Annotated in this window: 15 protein-coding genes; 7 read left to right on the top strand and 8 right to left on the bottom strand. The window is 28.5% G+C overall.

Annotation, left to right across the window (positions count from 1 at the left end; all coding sequences use genetic code 11):
• Positions 1-9: 9 nt before the first annotated feature.
• The 6 genes from F7018_RS03810 to F7018_RS03785 all read right to left on the bottom strand — a co-directional run bounded on the left by F7018_RS03810 (position 10) and on the right by F7018_RS03785 (position 11,243).
• Positions 10-4,455 carry a hypothetical protein gene (locus F7018_RS03810; protein WP_150898666.1) on the bottom strand — a complete coding sequence of 1,482 codons (4,446 nt, stop codon included), beginning with the start codon at positions 4,453-4,455 and terminating at the stop codon, positions 10-12.
• A gap of 323 nt (positions 4,456-4,778) precedes the next feature.
• The gene (locus tag F7018_RS03805; protein WP_150898665.1) at positions 4,779-6,422 is read right to left on the bottom strand and encodes a helix-turn-helix domain-containing protein; all 1,644 of its coding nucleotides are present in this window, start codon (positions 6,420-6,422) and stop codon (positions 4,779-4,781) included.
• Between the two features lie 106 nt (positions 6,423-6,528).
• The gene (locus tag F7018_RS03800; protein WP_150898664.1) at positions 6,529-8,235 is read right to left on the bottom strand and encodes a 7TM diverse intracellular signaling domain-containing protein; all 1,707 of its coding nucleotides are present in this window, start codon (positions 8,233-8,235) and stop codon (positions 6,529-6,531) included.
• Positions 8,236-8,646: 411 nt separating this feature from the next.
• A complete protein-coding gene (locus F7018_RS03795; protein ID WP_150898663.1) occupies positions 8,647-9,018 on the bottom strand; it encodes a VOC family protein in 372 nt (123 codons plus the stop codon).
• Between the two features lie 107 nt (positions 9,019-9,125).
• Positions 9,126-10,295: a serine hydrolase domain-containing protein gene (locus F7018_RS03790; RefSeq protein ID WP_150898662.1), complete on the bottom strand. Its 1,170-nt coding sequence runs from the start codon at positions 10,293-10,295 to the stop codon at positions 9,126-9,128.
• Between the two features lie 33 nt (positions 10,296-10,328).
• Complete coding sequence (locus tag F7018_RS03785) at positions 10,329-11,243, bottom strand: hypothetical protein (protein ID WP_150898661.1); 915 nt, start codon at positions 11,241-11,243, stop codon at positions 10,329-10,331.
• A 193-nt stretch (positions 11,244-11,436) separates the two neighbouring features.
• Between F7018_RS03785 and F7018_RS03780 the strand changes: the two genes are divergently transcribed.
• A complete protein-coding gene (locus F7018_RS03780; protein ID WP_150898660.1) occupies positions 11,437-12,441 on the top strand; it encodes a sensor histidine kinase in 1,005 nt (334 codons plus the stop codon).
• A complete protein-coding gene (locus tag F7018_RS03775; RefSeq protein ID WP_150898659.1) occupies positions 12,438-13,139 on the top strand; it encodes a LytR/AlgR family response regulator transcription factor in 702 nt (233 codons plus the stop codon). Before F7018_RS03780 ends, F7018_RS03775 begins: the two co-directional genes overlap by 4 nt.
• 52 nt (positions 13,140-13,191) lie before the next feature.
• Here F7018_RS03775 and F7018_RS03770 read toward each other — a convergent pair whose 3' ends face one another.
• Both F7018_RS03770 and F7018_RS03765 read right to left on the bottom strand, forming a co-directional pair.
• Positions 13,192-13,692, bottom strand: coding sequence for a hypothetical protein (locus F7018_RS03770; protein ID WP_150898658.1), 501 nt, complete (start codon positions 13,690-13,692; stop codon positions 13,192-13,194).
• 89 nt (positions 13,693-13,781) lie between these two features.
• Positions 13,782-14,666, bottom strand: a complete 885-nt coding sequence (locus F7018_RS03765) for a helix-turn-helix domain-containing protein (protein WP_150898657.1) — start codon at positions 14,664-14,666, stop codon at positions 13,782-13,784.
• A gap of 544 nt (positions 14,667-15,210) precedes the next feature.
• Between F7018_RS03765 and F7018_RS03760 the strand changes: the two genes are divergently transcribed.
• The 5 genes from F7018_RS03760 to F7018_RS03740 are packed head-to-tail and all read left to right on the top strand — an operon-like array spanning position 15,211 to position 18,488.
• Entirely contained in the window at positions 15,211-15,615 is a 405-nt protein-coding gene (locus F7018_RS03760) for a MerC domain-containing protein (protein ID WP_150898656.1), read from the top strand.
• Positions 15,608-16,273, top strand: coding sequence for a GTP cyclohydrolase I FolE (gene folE / locus F7018_RS03755; protein ID WP_175578632.1), 666 nt, complete (start codon positions 15,608-15,610; stop codon positions 16,271-16,273). The genes F7018_RS03760 and folE overlap by 8 nt, the downstream gene beginning before the upstream one ends.
• The gene (locus F7018_RS03750; protein ID WP_150898654.1) at positions 16,273-17,487 is read left to right on the top strand and encodes a GTP-binding protein; all 1,215 of its coding nucleotides are present in this window, start codon (positions 16,273-16,275) and stop codon (positions 17,485-17,487) included. Before folE ends, F7018_RS03750 begins: the two co-directional genes overlap by 1 nt.
• A 27-nt stretch (positions 17,488-17,514) precedes the next feature.
• On the top strand, positions 17,515-17,991 hold the full coding sequence (locus F7018_RS03745; protein WP_150898653.1) for a hypothetical protein: 477 nt from the start codon (positions 17,515-17,517) through the stop codon (positions 17,989-17,991).
• A complete protein-coding gene (locus F7018_RS03740) occupies positions 17,991-18,488 on the top strand; it encodes a hypothetical protein (protein ID WP_150898652.1) in 498 nt (165 codons plus the stop codon). The genes F7018_RS03745 and F7018_RS03740 overlap by 1 nt, the downstream gene beginning before the upstream one ends.
• The last annotated feature ends 1 nt before the right edge of the window (position 18,489 follow it).

Raw genomic sequence — 18,489 nt, 5'->3', positions numbered from 1 at the left:
GGTTAAATTTTAAAACTGCTCCCCTTTTCCAAGGTTTTGAAGTATTTTGTTTACATCGGCATTTTGGACTTGACCGTTCATATCGATATCATATGTGCTGTAACCAGAGATTCCTAGTTGTAAAATGGTATTGCTGATATCTGCATTTTGAATTTGTCCGTTTTCATCAATATCTCCCAAAGGCAATCCGTAATTTCCATTCCTTAAATCACTTAATGCATTAGTTCCACCTTTAGTAATATTGGGATCATTAAAATCGATAGTTGTAACTATTGTGGATAAAGAATAAGTTGTGTTTGAAACAATAGTTATGTGATTTCTATGAGCTATAGCTACATAAAAATTACCTTGCCAAGCGTTAATCGTGGGATTTGATATTCCATCAACATCTACTATATTCCCATTTTTTAATAGTAAAGCAGATTTTGTGTAGTTTACTTCTGCAATATTATTAGCGTTTCTCAATTGAATCTCTACCCAATCTACAACAGCTGAATTTCCAGTAGTATCAAAAACAGATTCTTCGCAAGTAACTGCATCGGTATAAGGAGAAGTAGTTGGAAGTAAATTATTAATCCTTAAATCATCGTTCATAGTACTTTCAGTACTATTAAATGGGCCTTCTAAAAACGTATTAGTATCTAAAATACATGATTCACAATCAGTGCTAAATTTAGCTTGCATATCAATAGTTGTCCAATTTGTAGTAGCATAATCAGCATCATCTACTTGGATACAATATAAATTAGGGTTTCCATTAGCTTCCATTCTAGAAAAACTAGTGTTATTTCCATTATTTAGTTTTAAAAAGGTAAGATTTGCATTATCTACTCTAAGGTCATTAAGTTGGATATTTTGAGAAATATCTAATGAAGTTAAATTAGTCTCTCCTACATCTAGCGTGAGTAATGAGAATAATTTTGAAACATCTATGGTTTCAATTGCTGTATTATCAGCATAAATAGTTGCTAATGTATTTATTTCATCAAATATAACTGTAGTTAATAATGGGTTATCATCAATATCAACTCTTTTTAATAATTTATTTGTTGAAAAATCAATACTTGTAATTTGATTGCCATCTACATCAACATCAGTTAAAAGAGTGTTTTGAGAAAAATCAATACTAGTTAAATTATTTGCCTCTAAATCAATATCATCTAATAGTGTGTTTTTACTTAAATCAATTGAGGATAAATTATTATTATCTAGGTCTAAATTCTTTAAATTAATATTGGTTGTTAAATCTATTACACTGATATTATTATCATCAGCAATCATTTCTTGTAATAGGCTACAATTAGTAGTGTTAATCGAAGTTAAAGTTGGCATATCATCAACATTTAACTGAATTAGATTTGTATTGTTTGAAAAGTCTAAACTGGTAAATTGATTTTCATCGCAATCAATATCTTCTAAATATAAATTGTTAGACAGATCTATGGTTGTTAATTGATTTGTTTCAATAATTAGATTCTTTATGAAGGTATTATTAGAAAGATTTATACTTGTAAGTGAATTATCGCCAACATCTAGATCAGTCAAATGAGCAAAATATTCAATACCTGTTAAATCAGAAATCCCTGAATTTCCAATGTCTAAAGATGTTAAATAGTAAATATTTTTTAGAGGAATTTTATTGTCATTACTAATATCATCATAAGCAGCTAAAGCTGTTTCAAATGCAGTATCTGGAATGGAAATATAAACAGTACATTCCGTTTCATTAAACAATGTTTGATTATCAATGTTGGAGAAATTGTTATTAGCATATGTTTCGCTATCTACAGAAATACAAGTTAAATCTGGGTTATTTCTTGCATCAAACGAGGTTATATCTGTGTTTGCTCCGTTTTTGATATTTAAAATTTGTAGAGCATTGGTATTTACATCTAAATTTGATATTTTGGTTAAACTAGAAATATCTAAAACATTTAATACATTGTTTTGTAAGTTGATACTTTCAAGTTCGGTGTTTTTTGAAAAATCAGCAGTTTTTATATTATTTTCACTAGCATTTATAGTTTGTAGTTTTGTAAAAGCTTCAATTCCTGTTAAATCAACAATATTACTCTTTGATATATCTAAACTAGTTAGATTTTCAATGGCTGAAATTGGTATGTATTTATCGTTTGGAATATCATCGTATGTAGAAAGTGCATTTTCAAAATTAGCATCAGGAATATATGTGTATGAATTGCATCCAATACTGTATTCAAAATCTGAACTAAAATTTAGCTTAGCATAAGCTACGTCATCTACAGAAATACAAGTTAAATTAGAATTTCCTGAAAGATTTAAATTACTTACTTGAGATAAATCTATCTTTTTAAGATTTAAGCTTGTTAGGTTGTTACTAATTAACTGAACTGTAGTTAAAGCTGTATTATTACTTAAATCTAAATTCTCTAATCGATGATTAGCAGCACTTAAAAAACGCAAACTGACAGCATCACTAAAATCTAAAGTTGATAATTTACCTACATTTACTTGGAAAGTTTCTAGGGAGGCATTACCACTTAAAATTAAAGAAGAAAGATTATTATTACCATTTCCATTAATAATCTCTAGATTAGCGAGTCCAGAAAAATCAATATTCGTAAAATTACTATTTCCAAAATTAAATGATTCTAAAAGTGTGTTTTGTGATAAATCTATTGTTGTAAGTGCCGTATTATCTAAAAATAAATATTTCAAATTAACTAGGCTAGTTATGTCTAAACTTGTTAATGGATTTTCATCTAATTTAAGGTATGTTAAAGATGTATTAGCTAATAGATTTATACTATTTAAGCTACAATTACTAGCTTCAATTCTAGTTAGTTTTGTATTTTGAGATAGATCTATCTCTGTAGATAGATTTAAATTACTAATTAATAGATAATCTAAGTTTTTGTTATTTGTTACATCTAAACTTGTTAGATTGTTATTTCCAATAAATAATTGTTCTAATGCAGTATTACTACTTAAATCTACTGAAGTAAGGTTATTATTATTTACCCATAATTGTTGTAACGCTTCAAATCCTTCTATTCCTGTTAAATTTGTAATATCCTTATTACGAAGGTCTAAATTTATTACAGTAGCAATATTTGTACTAGGTACTTGTCCATCACCAGAAACATCATCATAGCCTAAAGCGTCCAATGCCGCTTCAAAGTTTGAATCTGGAATTTCTGTATAGTCACAATTAACAGTATTAAAAACTACTCCAGCATCAACAGTGAAGTTTGTTTGAGCATAAGTAGCATTACTGGCTAAAATACATGTTAAACCTGTATTACCAGAAGCGTTAAATGAAGTTATATTTTCATTACTACCGTTTTTTATGTTTAAATAAGTTAAACTATTATTGCTAACATCTATATGGGTAAGTTTAGTGTTTAATGTTAGGTCAATTTCTGTAATAGAATTACTATCTATATAAATTCTACGTAATAGTGTATTTTTAGAAAAATCAATACTAGAAAGGGAATTGTTATAAAAGTCAATTCTCTGAAGTTTAGTATTGTTGGTTAAGTCTATCGTAGAGATTTGATTTTCTGCAAGTTCTAATTCAACCAATTCTACTAGGTTGCTTACATCAATAGTAGTTAATGAATTTCCATTTGCATTTAATATGGTTAAAGCAGTAAAATACTCAATACCAGATAGGTTGTTGATATTTTGATTATCTAGGTTTAATGTTGTTAAGTTTTCAATATTTGCAATAGGCACCTGTCCGTCGTTTGCAACATCATCGTAAGCAGTTAAAGCAGCCTCAAAATTTACATCAGGTATAGAAAGATAAGCACAATCAGTGGTAATGAAGCGTACACCATTATCTATATCTGTAAAGTTTGACTCAGCATAACTAACATCATTTACTTCAATACAAGTTAAATTGACATTGTTCTTTGCTCCTAAGTTTATTAAACTGGTATTTTTAATATTTAAAGAACTAAGATTGTTATTTCTTACATCTAATCTTTTTAATGAAGTGTTTTCAGAACAATCTAAACTTGTTATTGAGTTACTGTCTATATAAGCATTTACTAAAGATGTATTTTGTGATAAATCTAAACTTGTAAGTTGATTGTTATAAAAGTCTATTTCGGTTAATTCAAAATTATTGCTTAAGTCAATAGATTTAAGTTGGTTATCAAATAATATTAGTTTTTCTAAATCTGTTAAGTTGCTAATGTCAATAGATTTTAATGAATTACCATTGGCAGTTAATTGCTTTAAAGAACTAAAATCTTCTATTCCAGATAAATTACTAATGTTTTTGTTAGCAATGTTTAAGGAAGTAATATTTTCAATGTTTTCTGTTAGGACTTGTCCATCTCCATTCACTGTGTCATGACCTAAAGAAACCAATGCTGATTCAAAATTAGCATCTGGTATTTGAGTATACTGAGCCTTTATACTTAAGGCTATAAAGCTGCATAGGAAAAAAAATAAAAGTCTTTTCATGTTAGGTTCTTAGTTGTTGTTTTTTATACTTGTTTGTATTAGATGATTTCATCTTTTTAAATCTTTTAACTTTTGTTTTATAGATTTTAACTCCTTCAAATGCTTTTCTAAAAACTTTTCTTGACGATATACATATGTCATTGAATTGTTTTTTAAAAAGCGAGTAACACAGTTTCTTTTTACATATATTTTTTCAAACAGATCTCGTTTAAACATAAGCTAGTTATAAGAGTTCAAATGCTCGACTAAAGTATCGTTGAAGAGGGTTCAGTTCCAAAAAAATACAGGGTGCAAAATGGGGTGCAAACTCTTAATGTATTGTTTTATAAGGAATTGATATAGGTGTCTAAACTGTCTTCTGAAGAGAGATTTAATTTCTTTTTTAATCTAAATCGCGAAGATTTTACGGCTTCTAATGAAGTATTTCTCAAATTAGCTACCTCTTTTCTATTCAAACCGATTCGGATTAAAGAACAAATTTCAATGTCGGTTTTTGTAAGTTTTGGATGAAGAGATTCTAACTTTTTAATAAAATCAAAATTAACTTGTTCTATATTTTGTTTTATCAATATCAGTTTGGCATTATCAGCTTTGTTTGCTTTTAAATCGGCAATAATACTCTTAAGAGTTATCCCTTCTTTTTCATTAGATAGCTTTTGTAAATTATCAGCAATTCGTTCCTTAGATTTTATATGCTGAATTGTTTCAGTAAGTAGTTCATTAATTTCTTCTGTTTTTGTCGCTATTTTATTATTCAGCAATATATTTTGATAGGCTTGCTCCTTTACTTTTACTGTTTTTTTTAGGTAGAATAAAGTAACAATCCCAGAAACGAGTAGTAAAAATGTAATAACTGACCAGAATTTAGTATTTGCCAATTTAGAACGACGTTCCTCAATTAAAACACGTTCTGAAACTATCTTCATACTATCGATAGCTTTTAGGTTTTGATATTTCAGTTTAGCATCTAAATCAGCTAACTCTTTATAGTTTTTTGCATTACGAAGAGAATCTCGTAGTGTAGTTACTTCTTTTTGAGCAATAAATGCTTCTTTATATTTTTTGTTTTTTTCAAGAATTGGTATATAATATTTATACTCTAACAATAAACGATCTTTTCTTCCTGCTGATTTTAAGTATTCAATAAATTGTTTTTTTAATTGATATGCTTTGGCATATTTACCCATAGCATTATAACTAATTGCAGCCTCTGAAATTGCATTTAAATAACCATCATGATAGTTTATGCTTTTATAAAGTTTAGCTGCTTCTAAACGTAATTTTAAAGCTTCTGAATTTCTACCTCTATCCCCTATTACTTCAGCATATTGAATTCGGTTAATTGCTCCAGCTCCTTTATCACCTATAGAATCAACATATTTTATAGCTTTTTTAAAATAATATTCAGCTTTATGAATACTATCCATATTGGTATAATGACTTCCATAAGCGCTAAGCATATTTCCTTTAAACCCTTCTTTTGGTATACCTCGAGCAATATTGCGCTCAGTCATTATATAAGCTGAATCGTATTCTGCTTTAACTTTATGAAACTGTCTTTGTCTTACCCAAACAATTCCTTTTAAATAGTAAGCATATGCAGCATCATCTGGTTGACCATATAATTTTCGAAGTTCGATTGCTTTATTAAGTTGTTTTAGAGTAGTAACAAAGTCTCCTTCATTAATAGCAATCACGCTTAGTTTATCTAAGACATCTGCTTTTCGTTTTTTGAAGTACATCTTTTTAGGATGTTTTTGAGTTAATGAATCAAGCAATACTATTGCTGATTTATAAAACTCTCGAGCTTTTTTATAATCTTGTTTGAATGATTTTACAGCATTAAAATCTTTTTCGAAACTAATACTATCTTTTCTAAAGTTGTTTTCTTGAGAAAACAGGAATTGTTGAAAAATTAGTAAGAAAAAGAAAGAATAAAATTGTTGTGAGTTTTGAAGGCTTATCATGGTGTTTTTTACTTGAACTTTTAAGTTCTACAAAAGAGTAAAAAACACTTCTGGTAAAAAATTATTGATAGGGTGCAAATGGGGTGCAATGAATCATTTTGTTGATTTATAGTGATTTAATATAGAAATCTAAATCTTCTTCTTTAGATAGGTTTAGCTTCTTTTTTAAACGAAATCGAGAAGATTTTACAGCTTCTAATGATGTATTTCTGATGCTAGCAATTTCTTTTCTTTTTAAACCCATGCGAATCATCGAACAAATTTCTAAATCTGTTTTTGTTAAACTAGGATGTTTATCGTTTAGTCTTTCAAAAAAGTTATCATTAATAACTTCTAATTCACTCTTAATTTTTACTAATTGAGCATTTTCAAGTAATTCAGATTTTATATCAATAATAATGTTCTGTATTGAAATAGATTCGTCTTTAGAAGCTAGTTTTTTAAGATTTTCAACTAATATTTCTTTAGATTTGATTTGTTTATAAGATTCAGATTTTAGCTCTGATATTTCTTCTTGCTTTTTATCAATTTTCACTGATAATTCCTCTACACTATTTGATAGATTGATTAGATCAAGTTCTCTTTTCTTTTGAATTTTTTTATTAATGATTACTTGAAAAAATACAAAAGCTAAAAAACTATAGGTAATAAGAAACTTAGTTTGAATTAACATCATAGCGTTTAACAAATCATTAGCTAATAATAAGCACATAATGAATAAGCTTATACCAATTTCAATAGCAAATGGTTTTTTATCTTTAATAGCACATGCCATTTGATATGTACCTATAAGTATTATAATTAATCCAAATACTTGATAAAAAGGCGCACTAAGTGTAGTATAAAATACAGGAACTAAAATTACGTAAACAACTCCTAAAATGGCAATAGCAAAGCAGGATTGTATTATTTTTTTATGAATATAGCCAGGAAATAGAGAAACTTGATAAAGGAATATAGCCGCTAAACCACCATAATATCCAATGTAACGCATTTTTTGTACTATACTAAAACTTATATTCGGTATAAAATTATAAATAATAGCTTCTCCAATAAATAATTGTCTTGAAGCTCCAAACAAACAAAATAATCCAAAGAATAAGAAAAACTTGTATTGAGGAAAGCTTAAATAATTGATAACTTGATAGACTCCAAATACTAAAATTAAGAAGGTTATAATACCTTCAATAAGAAAATCAGATTTATTATTCTTTTCAAAAAAATCTTCTTCCTGAATAGTATTAAGCATAGGAAGTCCACCCCCTAACCTATGTTTATTGTCAGATATTAAAAACATAAGATCTAATTTTTCTTCTCTAGGTAATTTTATGCGTAATGGCCTACCATCTAGCTCTTCATTTTCTGGATTTTTCGAGATTTTACCATGTGATTTTATTTTTTTTCCGTTGATCCAAACTTCTACACCTCCTAAAACTCTAGGAACATTTAACACTAATTTTTTCTTACTGTTATTGTTTTTTATAAATATTCGATAGGTTCCATAACCTTTTGACTCATAGCCTAAAGAAGTCCATAGTACAGGTGGCCAATCTATAGTGTCTGCTTTGGTTAAATATTTAAGAGAAAAATTATCATTGTCTTTCAAAGGAAATTGTTTCCAATAAAATAGTCCTTTACCTTGAATACGAAATGAAGTGTTTTGATTGATATTCCAATGAGAAAGATCAATTATTCCATCTTTTATTAAAGGAGTATCTTTTGATTGATGGCAACTTATTAATAAGGTTGATAGAAACAATAGTATATACCATTTACAATAAGTAGCTATAAGTGGGGAATTCTTAATATACATTGTTTCATGAAGGGGTTCTACGTTCGAAACAAATTTATTCTTTTTTTATAAATTGAATTTTTCTAATTCATAAAAATTATCATTTTGATTTAGGATAGGAGTTTATAGCTATTTTTCTCCCAAAAGAGGTAAAATAAAAAAGCACCCAAGAAGGGTGCTTTTAACCATAAAACTATCTATTAATTTAGCCGTTCCCAACAGCTAAATACTCAACAGCGAAACAAATATAAATACAGTCTCCCCTCCTTTTCTTATTTGTAGAACTACAAAACCACTACAAAGGGCACTACATATTTACTACATCATATGACCATTTTTTCTTAAAAACTTTAAGACCAGTAAACTGTATTTTTTCTGTTCGTTTCGAATTAAGCTTATATTTTAAAAAGAATCATTGTTATTTTATTTTTTCTAACGATGTTGATCTATCAAAATGATATTACCATCTGGATCGTTTAATGTAAAACTAGCAGGACCTTTTGTTGTATCATCTGCTTCATTTGTTAAACTGATTCCATTAGTTTTTAAATGTTGTTGAATTTTACGAACGTCATCAAATTCATCAATATTTTTCCCATTTTCATCCCATCCAGGATTAAATGTTAAAATATTACCTTCAAACATTCCTTGGAATAACCCTATAAGTGCTTTACCATTTTTCATTATTAAATAATGTTTATCTATATCTCCTCCTAAAACACTAAAACCTAATGTTTCATAAAATTTCTTAGATTCCTTTATATCTTTTACACTAAGACTTATTGAAAAAGCTCCTAATTTCATTTGATTTTGTTTTTATAGTATTCATTTTCTGTACAAAAAAGCTCTATGAAATTACACTTTTTCTGCTTAATATGAGTTGGTTAGTTTAATTTTATAGTCTTTCTAATTTATTGAACAAATGCAGGTATAACGATTTCAGAAATTGGAGTCATTATCTTATCATCTCTATCATGTCCAGTAATAACAATAACTAAATCAAGTTTATCTACTACAATAATACGTTGTCCACCTCCTCCCCAGGCAAAAGCAGCATTATAACTTTTGTTACCAACTACAATAGGTGTTTGGTACCAGAAATACCCATAACGATAAGTTTTTGGCATCCAATCTTCAGTAGGCTTTACTATTCCACTAGTAGCTTTTTTAAGATATGATACAGGGATAAGTTGTTCTCCATTCCATTTTCCTTTATCAAGTACTAATTTTCCTAATTTAAGCATATCACGAGAGGTCATTTTTACCTTCCATCCAGATTCTGGTAAACCACTAACTTCGTTTTTCCAATTATAATTAGTAATTCCTAATTTATCTAGAAGTTCTCTTTTGATGAAATCTTGTGCTGTACCAGGTACGACAGCATCAATAACCTGCATAACTAATCTAGGATTAAAATTACCATATAAATAAGTTTGAGTAGCTTTTGTAATTGGTTTGCTATGTTTAAGAAGTGTTTGAACCAAACCTTGACCTTTTAATAATGCTGTGTCTTTTTCAATTTCTTTCCACTTATCACGATCAATTGTAAGTCCACCATGCATGGTTAAAGCTTTATGAAGAGTAATTCTTTCTGCTCCTTTTACAAATTTTGTTGGGTCTAAATCCTTTAAAAAATGAACAAGAGGTTTATTTAAATCATTCATAGACAAATACCCCATTTGTATTGCACGCCCTAATATTAAACTTGTATGACCTTTAGTTGCAGAAGCTTGACCATGTGCAAGGTTAATACGTCCCTTTTTATAATAGGATTCAAAAACCAATTTATTTTTATGAGATATGAGTAAGCCATCATATTTACCGTGTTTTCCTTCTGCAATTTCTTTTGCTAATTGAACAATTTTGTCTTTTCCATTCTTATTTGTCAATTTACCAACAGAAATACCATCATTTCTTTTATCAGGAGAAGTATCGATAAAAGCTTTTTTAATATCTGGAATATTCCAAAATGTAAGTTTAGTTTCAGCTTCTGTTGCTTCGGCTTCCGAACTATGTATTTGTTGAGAAAAGCCGCTATGTGTTAGTATAAAACATAGTAAAATCAGTAGGTTATTTTTCATAATATTGAATATTTATAAAAGTTGAATAATATTTTATTGATTGGAATTATCAAGTTTCATTAGCTCTTTTTTAAGTTGAATGAAATCCACCCAGTGTTTACTAGATATCCAATAAGTAGTTCCATCTTCTTTTTGTTTTTCAATGGCTCTCCAAAAGCATAAATATTTTTTGTCTTTAGTTAACCTTGCAGTATTTTCATCAATAGCAGTGTTTACCTTATTGCCTAAATTAATTGCTGTTCCCCAAGAACCATTTTTTTGTTTAAAACTGATATAAATGTCTGAACCACCATAACCTTCTTCTCTTTCAGAATCCCACATTAAAAAAGATTCATCAGCTGCTATAAAAGGATGAGCTGTCCATTTACCAGTATTGATATTTTTATCTAATAGCTTCGGCTCTTCACGCTTTCCATTTTTAATGGTTGATATACGAATGACATCATTATTTTTATAATCATCAAAAACATAAGTTCCTTTTGCAGATGCTGTTAAACGCATTATTCCCCAGTTATCTTTTTCAATCATAGAGCCTAGATTTTTAATTTTTGACCAGCCAGTATCGGTACGTTCTATATATTTGGTTTTAGCATATAAAATGTTATCATCACCACTATCCATTGCATGGAAATCGTATTTTTTCCAAGAGTTATACTTGTTTTCTTCTTTTTTAAATACAATAACGCTAGGTAAAAAAGGTGAATAATGAGAAGTAGTAAAAGAAAATTCTTTCATATCGGGAGAAAAGCTTCCTTTTAATTCTCTATCTCTTGATGAATGAAAATTTGCAGGAAACAACTCAGCTACTTTATCAGGTGTCTTTAGTCCTTTATAGGGAGTTTCTATTGTAGCTGTAACATTTTGAATAGAACTTGTTTTTTTAGTGTCACAAGAGATATAAAAAAGTGTCAATGCAAGTGTTGACAATAAAATTGGGTAGTTTTTCATACTTATTTTTTTAATGATTATTGAAAACTCTTCGATAAAAGTAGTGGATGAAAACCGTGAATTTATTTTTACAGGACAAAGGGAAAGATTAAATGATAAAACCGTTTCATCATTGATATATCGCTTTTGTAAAGAAATTATGAAACTTGTAGTGATAGATAGTATCTTTATTTTTTTTTAATAGAAACTATTCATGAAAAAAAAGTCTTGGAAAAATATGCTACTTATTAATATAGGTGCTTTTTTATTGGTGCTATTACTTGAAATAATGAGTGGATGGTTAACCAGAGATCAATTTGAATCTGATCTTTCTTTTTACTTATGGGAATTAGAATATACAATTATTATCATGACTTTGATATGGATAAATCATTTCATTCTTATTCCTTTTTTTTTAGATAAAAAGCGATATTTCTTATTCATAACATTGCTCATGGGAAGTATATTTTTGGTGTCCTACATAAAAACTTACGGAAAAGATTGGGCTATTGTATCTAAAATTTTTTTCTTTTTTTTATATACTACAGGAACAGGAATGGCAGCTTTCTTTTTAAGAAGAAATATGATAGTTCAAAAAGAAAATGCGGAAAAAGAAAAATTGCAAAAAGAAATGGAATTAAATTATTTGAAAGAACAAGTAAACCCCCATTTTTTATTCAATTCATTAAATAGTATTTATGCCCTTTCTAGACAACAATCTCTCGAAACTCCTGATGTTGTAATGCAACTCTCTGAATTGATGAGATATCAATTAGAAAGTGCTAAAAAAGATACAGTGCTATTAAAAGAAGAACTTGAGTTTATAGAAAATTATTTATTGTTAGAAGAAAAAAGGTTAAGTAAACGTTGTACTATAGAATTCTTAATTGGAGGCGATTTATCTGGTTTTGAATTAGCGCCAATGCTTTTAATACCTTTTGTTGAAAATGCTATTAAGCACGGTGCACAAGCTACAAATGAACCAAGTAGTATTGATGTAACAGCTTCTATAAAAAATAGTATATTTTATTTTACTGTTGTAAATTCCATCCCAACCATAGTAAAGGAATCTAAGAGAAATGGAATTGGACTTGAAAATGTGAAGAGACGTTTAAATTTATTATATTCTAATGCTTATGAATTAGAAATAAAGCATAAAAAAAATGAATTCTGTACTAGTTTAACAATTGATTTAACTAAAAGAAAAAGAGATAAATGATTAAAATAGGAATCATAGATGACGAAATTTTAGCACGTAAGGTTTTGGAAGAGTACTGTTCAAAAATTAACAATTTTGAACTGGTGTTAAGTACAGGAAACCCAATTGAATTTGTCAATTTTATACAGCAAAATACTGTAGATTTAATTTTTCTAGATATTGAAATGCCTGAGTTAAATGGTATGGAAATTTTGCGTTCCTTGATTAATCCACCAAAGGTTATTTTAACAACAGCTTACTCAGAATACGCTTTAGAAAGTTATAATTATGGCGTAGTTGATTATTTATTAAAGCCTATAAAATTAGCCCGTTTTTTAAAAGCGATTAATAAAGTTTCTTCTTCTAAATTAATTGAACTTAAAAAAGAAAAAGAGAATGAAGAGTTACAAATCAAACACGATGGAATGCCGCTTAATATATCATTCAAATCAATTCAATACATTCAGAGTTTTGGAAATTATTTAAAAATATTTACCGATGCAAGAATGTATCTTATCACAGAAACTTTAATTAATATTGCTACTCTCATACCAGACAATTTTCAGCGAACTCATAAGTCTTATATTGCCAATTTAGATAGAGTTTCTAAAGCAACGCGTACAGATTTAGTAATTGAAGACAAAAAAATACCTGTAAGTGCTACCTATAAGGTTATGGTTTTTGAAAAAATAAAACTTCTAGCAGAAAACAAGAGCTAAAACAATAAAAGTCTGTAATTTATATACAGACTTTTAAAATTAATTTTCAAGGTTAATTTTTCAATTTAAGTAGTGTAGATAGTTTATAGATTCCGTAAGCAGGTAAAACAAATCTAAATACATTTAAAATCCCCCATAGTTTTAGTTTGCCTGGAATTAACTCTGTAGGAACACTATTTTCATTAAAAACAGGAACATTAATTCCTGTGATAATATATACAGAAATTACATAAGTTATTAAAAAAGCAATAAAGGCCATCCAAATAGCATTCTTTTCAGCAGCACTTTTCATAAAATTAGATTTTTTCCTAATCAACATGATAAAACCAACAAGTACAGTAGTTGAAACAGGGAAATGAAAAACACCAGCATCTACAGCATGATGAAATTTTCTAAAACTATCAGCATTTACAACTGGATCACCTACAAGCCAATTAATAACATATGTTATTTGTTCAAAAAGCTCTACCGCACCTAATGCTGTTAATGAGATAAAAGTAAGCATTAACCAAAAAAAATCTTTTCTTGATTTTGTATTTGTTATTTCAGACATAATTTAATTTTAATAATCATTTGCAAATTTACAGTCGTAATACATGAATATTGATATTAAAAACTAGGTAATGATTATTAAAAATTATGTTATTTGTGGTTTTTTCTATAAGTTGAAGGAGATATTCCAATATGTTTTTTAAAAAAGATGCCAAAATTAGAAGTGTTAGTATATCCAACAGTATATGCAATTTCATCTATGGTTTTTGTCGATTGCAATAGCATAGAACTGGCTTGAAGAAGAACATATTCTGTAATAATCTGTTTAGCAGTTTTACCTGTGGCCTTTTTAACACATTCAGATAAATAAACACTACTGATATTTAGTTTATTGGCATAATATTCTATAGGTTTTCTTTTGTTAACCGTTTCTTTAATTTGGTTTTCAAAGGCAAAAGCTACTTCATTATGTCGAGATGCAACAGTGCTTTGGATTTCACCATTAAAAAACGATTTTCGACCTTCGTAAAGTAAAATTGTTAAATACGATCGGATAATTTCAAGATTTTCAGAACTAAACTCTTGGAAGAGTTCATAAATTTTTTCCATTAAATAAAAAAAATCAACAGTATTTTCTTTTAAAAAGTAGACAGGTGAATAGTTAACGTTAAAAAAAGGGAATTTTTGGATTAAATCAAATTCAGAAATTCCTAGACGCAAAAAATTAGAACTAAAGACTAGCATATACCCCAAGCCTAAATCTTCAACGCTCTTTACATTAGTAGATAATGTTTGATGTGGAGCCATAAAAGTAATGCTATCTTCCATAGCTGAAAAAGATACATTATCAACAATTACATCAACATTATGATTTTTCGTTATAACAATTTGAAAAAAATCACATTTACGAAAATCAGTTTTCATCGGAATTTCGTCTAAATGATCTTTAAACTTAAGAATGTGAAAGTTTTGATGTTTTTGAAACTTAGAAATATTCATTTCTTCCAATAAGTCTTCAATAGTGTTAAATGTCATATTGATATAATTTGAAAACTAAGATACAAAACATAACTATTGATATTTATTTGGATTGTAATAATTCAAAAATTATGTTTTTAGTTTAGTGCTTCAAGTAAACAGAATTTATTTAGTTTATCAAAATAACAAAAAAAGAACCCTACAAGTAGAGTTCTTTCTTAGCAAAAATAAGTCCCCCGACCTATACAATTGCTAGGTAACCTGTTGATTACCAGTTGCAATATAGCTATAAAATTTCATGTTTTAAAATTTTTCTTTACAAAAAATGCTAAAATTTGATATTACTTATTAGTTTAAAGGACAAAAAGTGTCGATGAAATGTACAAAAGCTTCGATTAATTAAAATTACACTTCTGTTGCTGATTTATAGCTTGTTAACCATATTTATTCCTCTTTATCAATTTGTTTTATTCTTTTCTCCTACTCTGTTTTTATATCTATTAGAAAAAATAACAACTCAACTTAACGCATCTTTGTTGCATTAAAATAAAAAAGATGTATATATTTGCAACTAAGTTGCGTTTAATTATAAAAACAAATAATGAAAATAACTTTAGCTAAACCAGATACTTTTGGTGCATTTGCAAGTGGTTTGTGTATGATACACTGTATTGCTACTCCTTTTTTATTTATAGTCCAAACTTGTGCAACTGGAGGTTGTGAAAATGCTCCTACGTGGTGGAAAAGTATAGATTATGTTTTCTTAGCTATTTCATTTTTGGCTATTTATCGTTCAGCAGAAACAACAACAAATAAGTATATAAAACCAGCTTTTTGGGTAACATGGGCTTTATTACTTGTTGTTATTCTTAATGAAAAATTGAACTGGATTTCTATTCCAGAATATGCTGTGCATATACCAGCTACTATATTGATAGTATTACATGTTTACAATTTAAAATACTGTCAGTGTAAATCAGATAAATACACCGTTAATCATGAATAAAGAACAGATAGAAATTATTGGAGATAATCATTTTTCATCAAATGTAGAAACTCCTTTACGTCCAGATGCTTTTGAAAAATCAGATGATGAAAAGATAAAAGAAATTCAATACCATTTCGGGAAAATAATGGAGGAATTAGGTCTTGATTTGACAGATGATAGTTTATCTGGTACTCCTTACAGATTTGCAAAGATGTATGTAAAAGAACTTTTCTATGGTTTGAATCCAAAGAATAAGCCAAAGCTTTCAATTTTTGAAAATAAATATGGATATAAAAAAATGTTGGTTGAACAGAATATAACCATTGATTCTGCTTGTGAACATCATTTTTTACCTATTACAGGTCATGCACATATAGCTTATATGCCAAAAGATAAAGTTGTAGGCTTATCTAAAATTAATCGTTTGGTAGATTACTATGCACATAGACCTCAGGTTCAAGAAAGATTATCTCTCCAAATTCTTAAAGATTTACAAAATGCTCTAGATACTGAAGATGTAATTGTAATGATTGCCGCTAAACACCTATGTGTTTCATCAAGAGGCATTAAAGATAAGAACAGTTATACAACAACGATTGAATATAGTGGAGCATTTAAAGACGAAGGCTTAAGGAAAGAATTTCTAAATATTATCAATAATTCAAACATAGACTAATGAATAAAAAACTTCCTGTAACTGTACTTAGTGGTTTTTTGGGTGCTGGGAAAACAACTTTACTCAACCATATTTTGCATAACAAAGAGGGGCTAAAAGTAGCTGTTATTGTGAATGATATGAGTGAGGTAAACGTAGATGCTAACTTAGTTAAAAGTGAAAATACGTTGTCTCGAACAGAAGAAAAGCTTGTAGAAATGAGTAATGGCTGTATTTGTTGTACACTACGGGAAGATTTAATGATTGAAGTTGAACGATTAGCAAGAGAAAACAGATTTGATTATTTACTTATTGAAAGCACTGGTATTAGTGAGCCTATTCCAGTAGCTCAAACATTTTCTTTTGTAGATGAAGAAAAAGGTATCGATTTATCTAGTTTTAGTTATGTAGATACGATGGTTACTGTGGTAGATGCTTTTAATTTCTTTAAGGATTTTGGAAGTTCTGAAACTTTAATAGATAGAGATTTAACAGATATTGAAGGAGATTATCGTACTATAGTTAACTTATTAACAGATCAAGTTGAATTTGCTAATGTTATCATTTTGAATAAAATAGATTTAGTCAGAAAAGAAGATTTAGCTCTTTTACGAGCTACCATTCATAAACTAAATCCGTCAGCAAAGATTATTGAATCAGCATTTAGTAAAATTAATTCTAAAGAAATACTTCATACGGGGCTTTTCGACTTTGAAGAAGCTGAGCAAAGTGCAGGATGGATAGAAGAGTTAAACAAAGAAAATCATACTCCTGAAACTGAAGAATACGGTATTAATTCATTTGTTTATAGAAGTAAAAAACCGTTCGATCCTATTCGCTTTTGGAACTATGTAGCGCAAGAGTTTCCTCATACAATTATACGAAGTAAAGGTTTGTTTTGGATTGCTTCGCGTCCAGAACAAGCCCTCATTTGGGGACAAGCTGGTGGTTCTTTAAGAGCAGATAGCGCAGGTGTTTGGTGGGCAAGTATGTCTTTTGAAAAACGTTCGCAACATGCTTCATTTTTAAATAACCAAAGAACTATTGAAAGTGAATGGGACATCACTTTTGGTGATCGAAAAAATGAGATTGTTTTCATCGGTCAAAATATGAATGAAGCAGAGATAACATCCAAATTGGATGCATGTTTAGCAACAAACAAAGAATTATCAACTCACGAATGGGCAATTGGTTATGAGGATAATTGGCCTGTACAGAGAACTTATGCAAATTAAAATATTAAACTTCAAATTATATTAAAAATGATAACAAAAGAACAAGTACTAGATGCACAAACTAAATGGGGAAATGGAGTAGTTAAAATAGGTTCATTGAAAGATAATAGATCTGAATGTGAGAACTATGCAAAAGAATTTTTAGATGAGCGTTATGCTTTTAAAACTGCTGCTGTTTTATTCAAGCCAACCAAATGTGAGATAGAACAATTTAGACCAACAAAAGCAGAAGCTTTGTCATATTTTATTGCAGGTGAAGATAGAGCTTGTAAGGAAGATAAAGGGTTTGCTATTCAACCATGGACTAAAGTTCGATTTGAAAATGCAGGATTTATTTTTGAAGACAATCGTGCCATTGCTATGGGGAACTATTTTTTTACAGATTTAGAAGGAAATGAAGCTAAAGTAGAATACACATTTGGTTATCAGTTAGTTGATGGAGAATTAAAAATAGACTTACACCATTCATCATTCCCTTATACAAATCCAGATAATGTAGCCTAATGAATAAAGTTCTTTTTCTTTTATGCCCAACAGATTGTTTAGAAACAGTTGTTAATGATACTTTCAAGTATCAAAACTATTTTTATACATCGTTAGGAAATTCTTTTTCACCAAACCATAAAACTTTAGACAGCTTAAAAGAATTAATCATAAAAAATCATATAAAGAACATTTGTTTTGTCCTTTCTAATGATAATAAAATCATTTTAGATGCATTAGGAGGACAATCTTTTTCAAATATAAGTGGGTTAGATTCATTTTATAATAAAATAACCAAAGAGAAAAGGCATTCAGAATTAGTTTGGTTGGGTGACCATAGACAAGATGCTATTTTTTCATATTTCCTTAATAATAAGATAAAAGAGTTACAGCTTAGTTTGGGTAATTTTCCCAGACAATCAGTAAAAATAAGTGGTAAAGTATATAACAGGTATGAAAATAATTTTAAGAGTATTTATTCAAATTTAACCTGTTTAAAAAAGCATTCTCTGAATTAAA

Source organism: Tenacibaculum aiptasiae, assembly GCF_008806755.1.
Lineage (GTDB): Bacteria > Bacteroidota > Bacteroidia > Flavobacteriales > Flavobacteriaceae > Polaribacter > Polaribacter aiptasiae.
Note: the sequence above shows the minus strand (reverse complement) of the source record. Positions and strands in the feature narration are given on the sequence as shown.

Excerpts from the sequence above, each read along its gene's own strand:
- folE (WP_175578632.1), top strand. The coding sequence starts at position 15,608 with ATGAATAAAGAACAGATAGAAATTATTGGAGATAATCATTTTTCATCA.
- F7018_RS03800 (WP_150898664.1), bottom strand. The coding sequence starts at position 8,235 with ATGTATATTAAGAATTCCCCACTTATAGCTACTTATTGTAAATGGTAT.
- F7018_RS03750 (WP_150898654.1), top strand. The coding sequence starts at position 16,273 with ATGAATAAAAAACTTCCTGTAACTGTACTTAGTGGTTTTTTGGGTGCT.
- F7018_RS03780 (WP_150898660.1), top strand. The coding sequence starts at position 11,437 with ATGAAAAAAAAGTCTTGGAAAAATATGCTACTTATTAATATAGGTGCT.
- F7018_RS03770 (WP_150898658.1), bottom strand. The coding sequence starts at position 13,692 with ATGTCTGAAATAACAAATACAAAATCAAGAAAAGATTTTTTTTGGTTA.
- F7018_RS03775 (WP_150898659.1), top strand. The coding sequence starts at position 12,438 with ATGATTAAAATAGGAATCATAGATGACGAAATTTTAGCACGTAAGGTT.
- F7018_RS03810 (WP_150898666.1), bottom strand. The coding sequence starts at position 4,455 with ATGAAAAGACTTTTATTTTTTTTCCTATGCAGCTTTATAGCCTTAAGT.
- F7018_RS03745 (WP_150898653.1), top strand. The coding sequence starts at position 17,515 with ATGATAACAAAAGAACAAGTACTAGATGCACAAACTAAATGGGGAAAT.
- F7018_RS03790 (WP_150898662.1), bottom strand. The coding sequence starts at position 10,295 with ATGAAAAATAACCTACTGATTTTACTATGTTTTATACTAACACATAGC.
- F7018_RS03740 (WP_150898652.1), top strand. The coding sequence starts at position 17,991 with ATGAATAAAGTTCTTTTTCTTTTATGCCCAACAGATTGTTTAGAAACA.
- F7018_RS03795 (WP_150898663.1), bottom strand. The coding sequence starts at position 9,018 with ATGAAATTAGGAGCTTTTTCAATAAGTCTTAGTGTAAAAGATATAAAG.
- F7018_RS03765 (WP_150898657.1), bottom strand. The coding sequence starts at position 14,666 with ATGACATTTAACACTATTGAAGACTTATTGGAAGAAATGAATATTTCT.
- F7018_RS03785 (WP_150898661.1), bottom strand. The coding sequence starts at position 11,243 with ATGAAAAACTACCCAATTTTATTGTCAACACTTGCATTGACACTTTTT.
- F7018_RS03760 (WP_150898656.1), top strand. The coding sequence starts at position 15,211 with ATGAAAATAACTTTAGCTAAACCAGATACTTTTGGTGCATTTGCAAGT.
- F7018_RS03805 (WP_150898665.1), bottom strand. The coding sequence starts at position 6,422 with ATGATAAGCCTTCAAAACTCACAACAATTTTATTCTTTCTTTTTCTTA.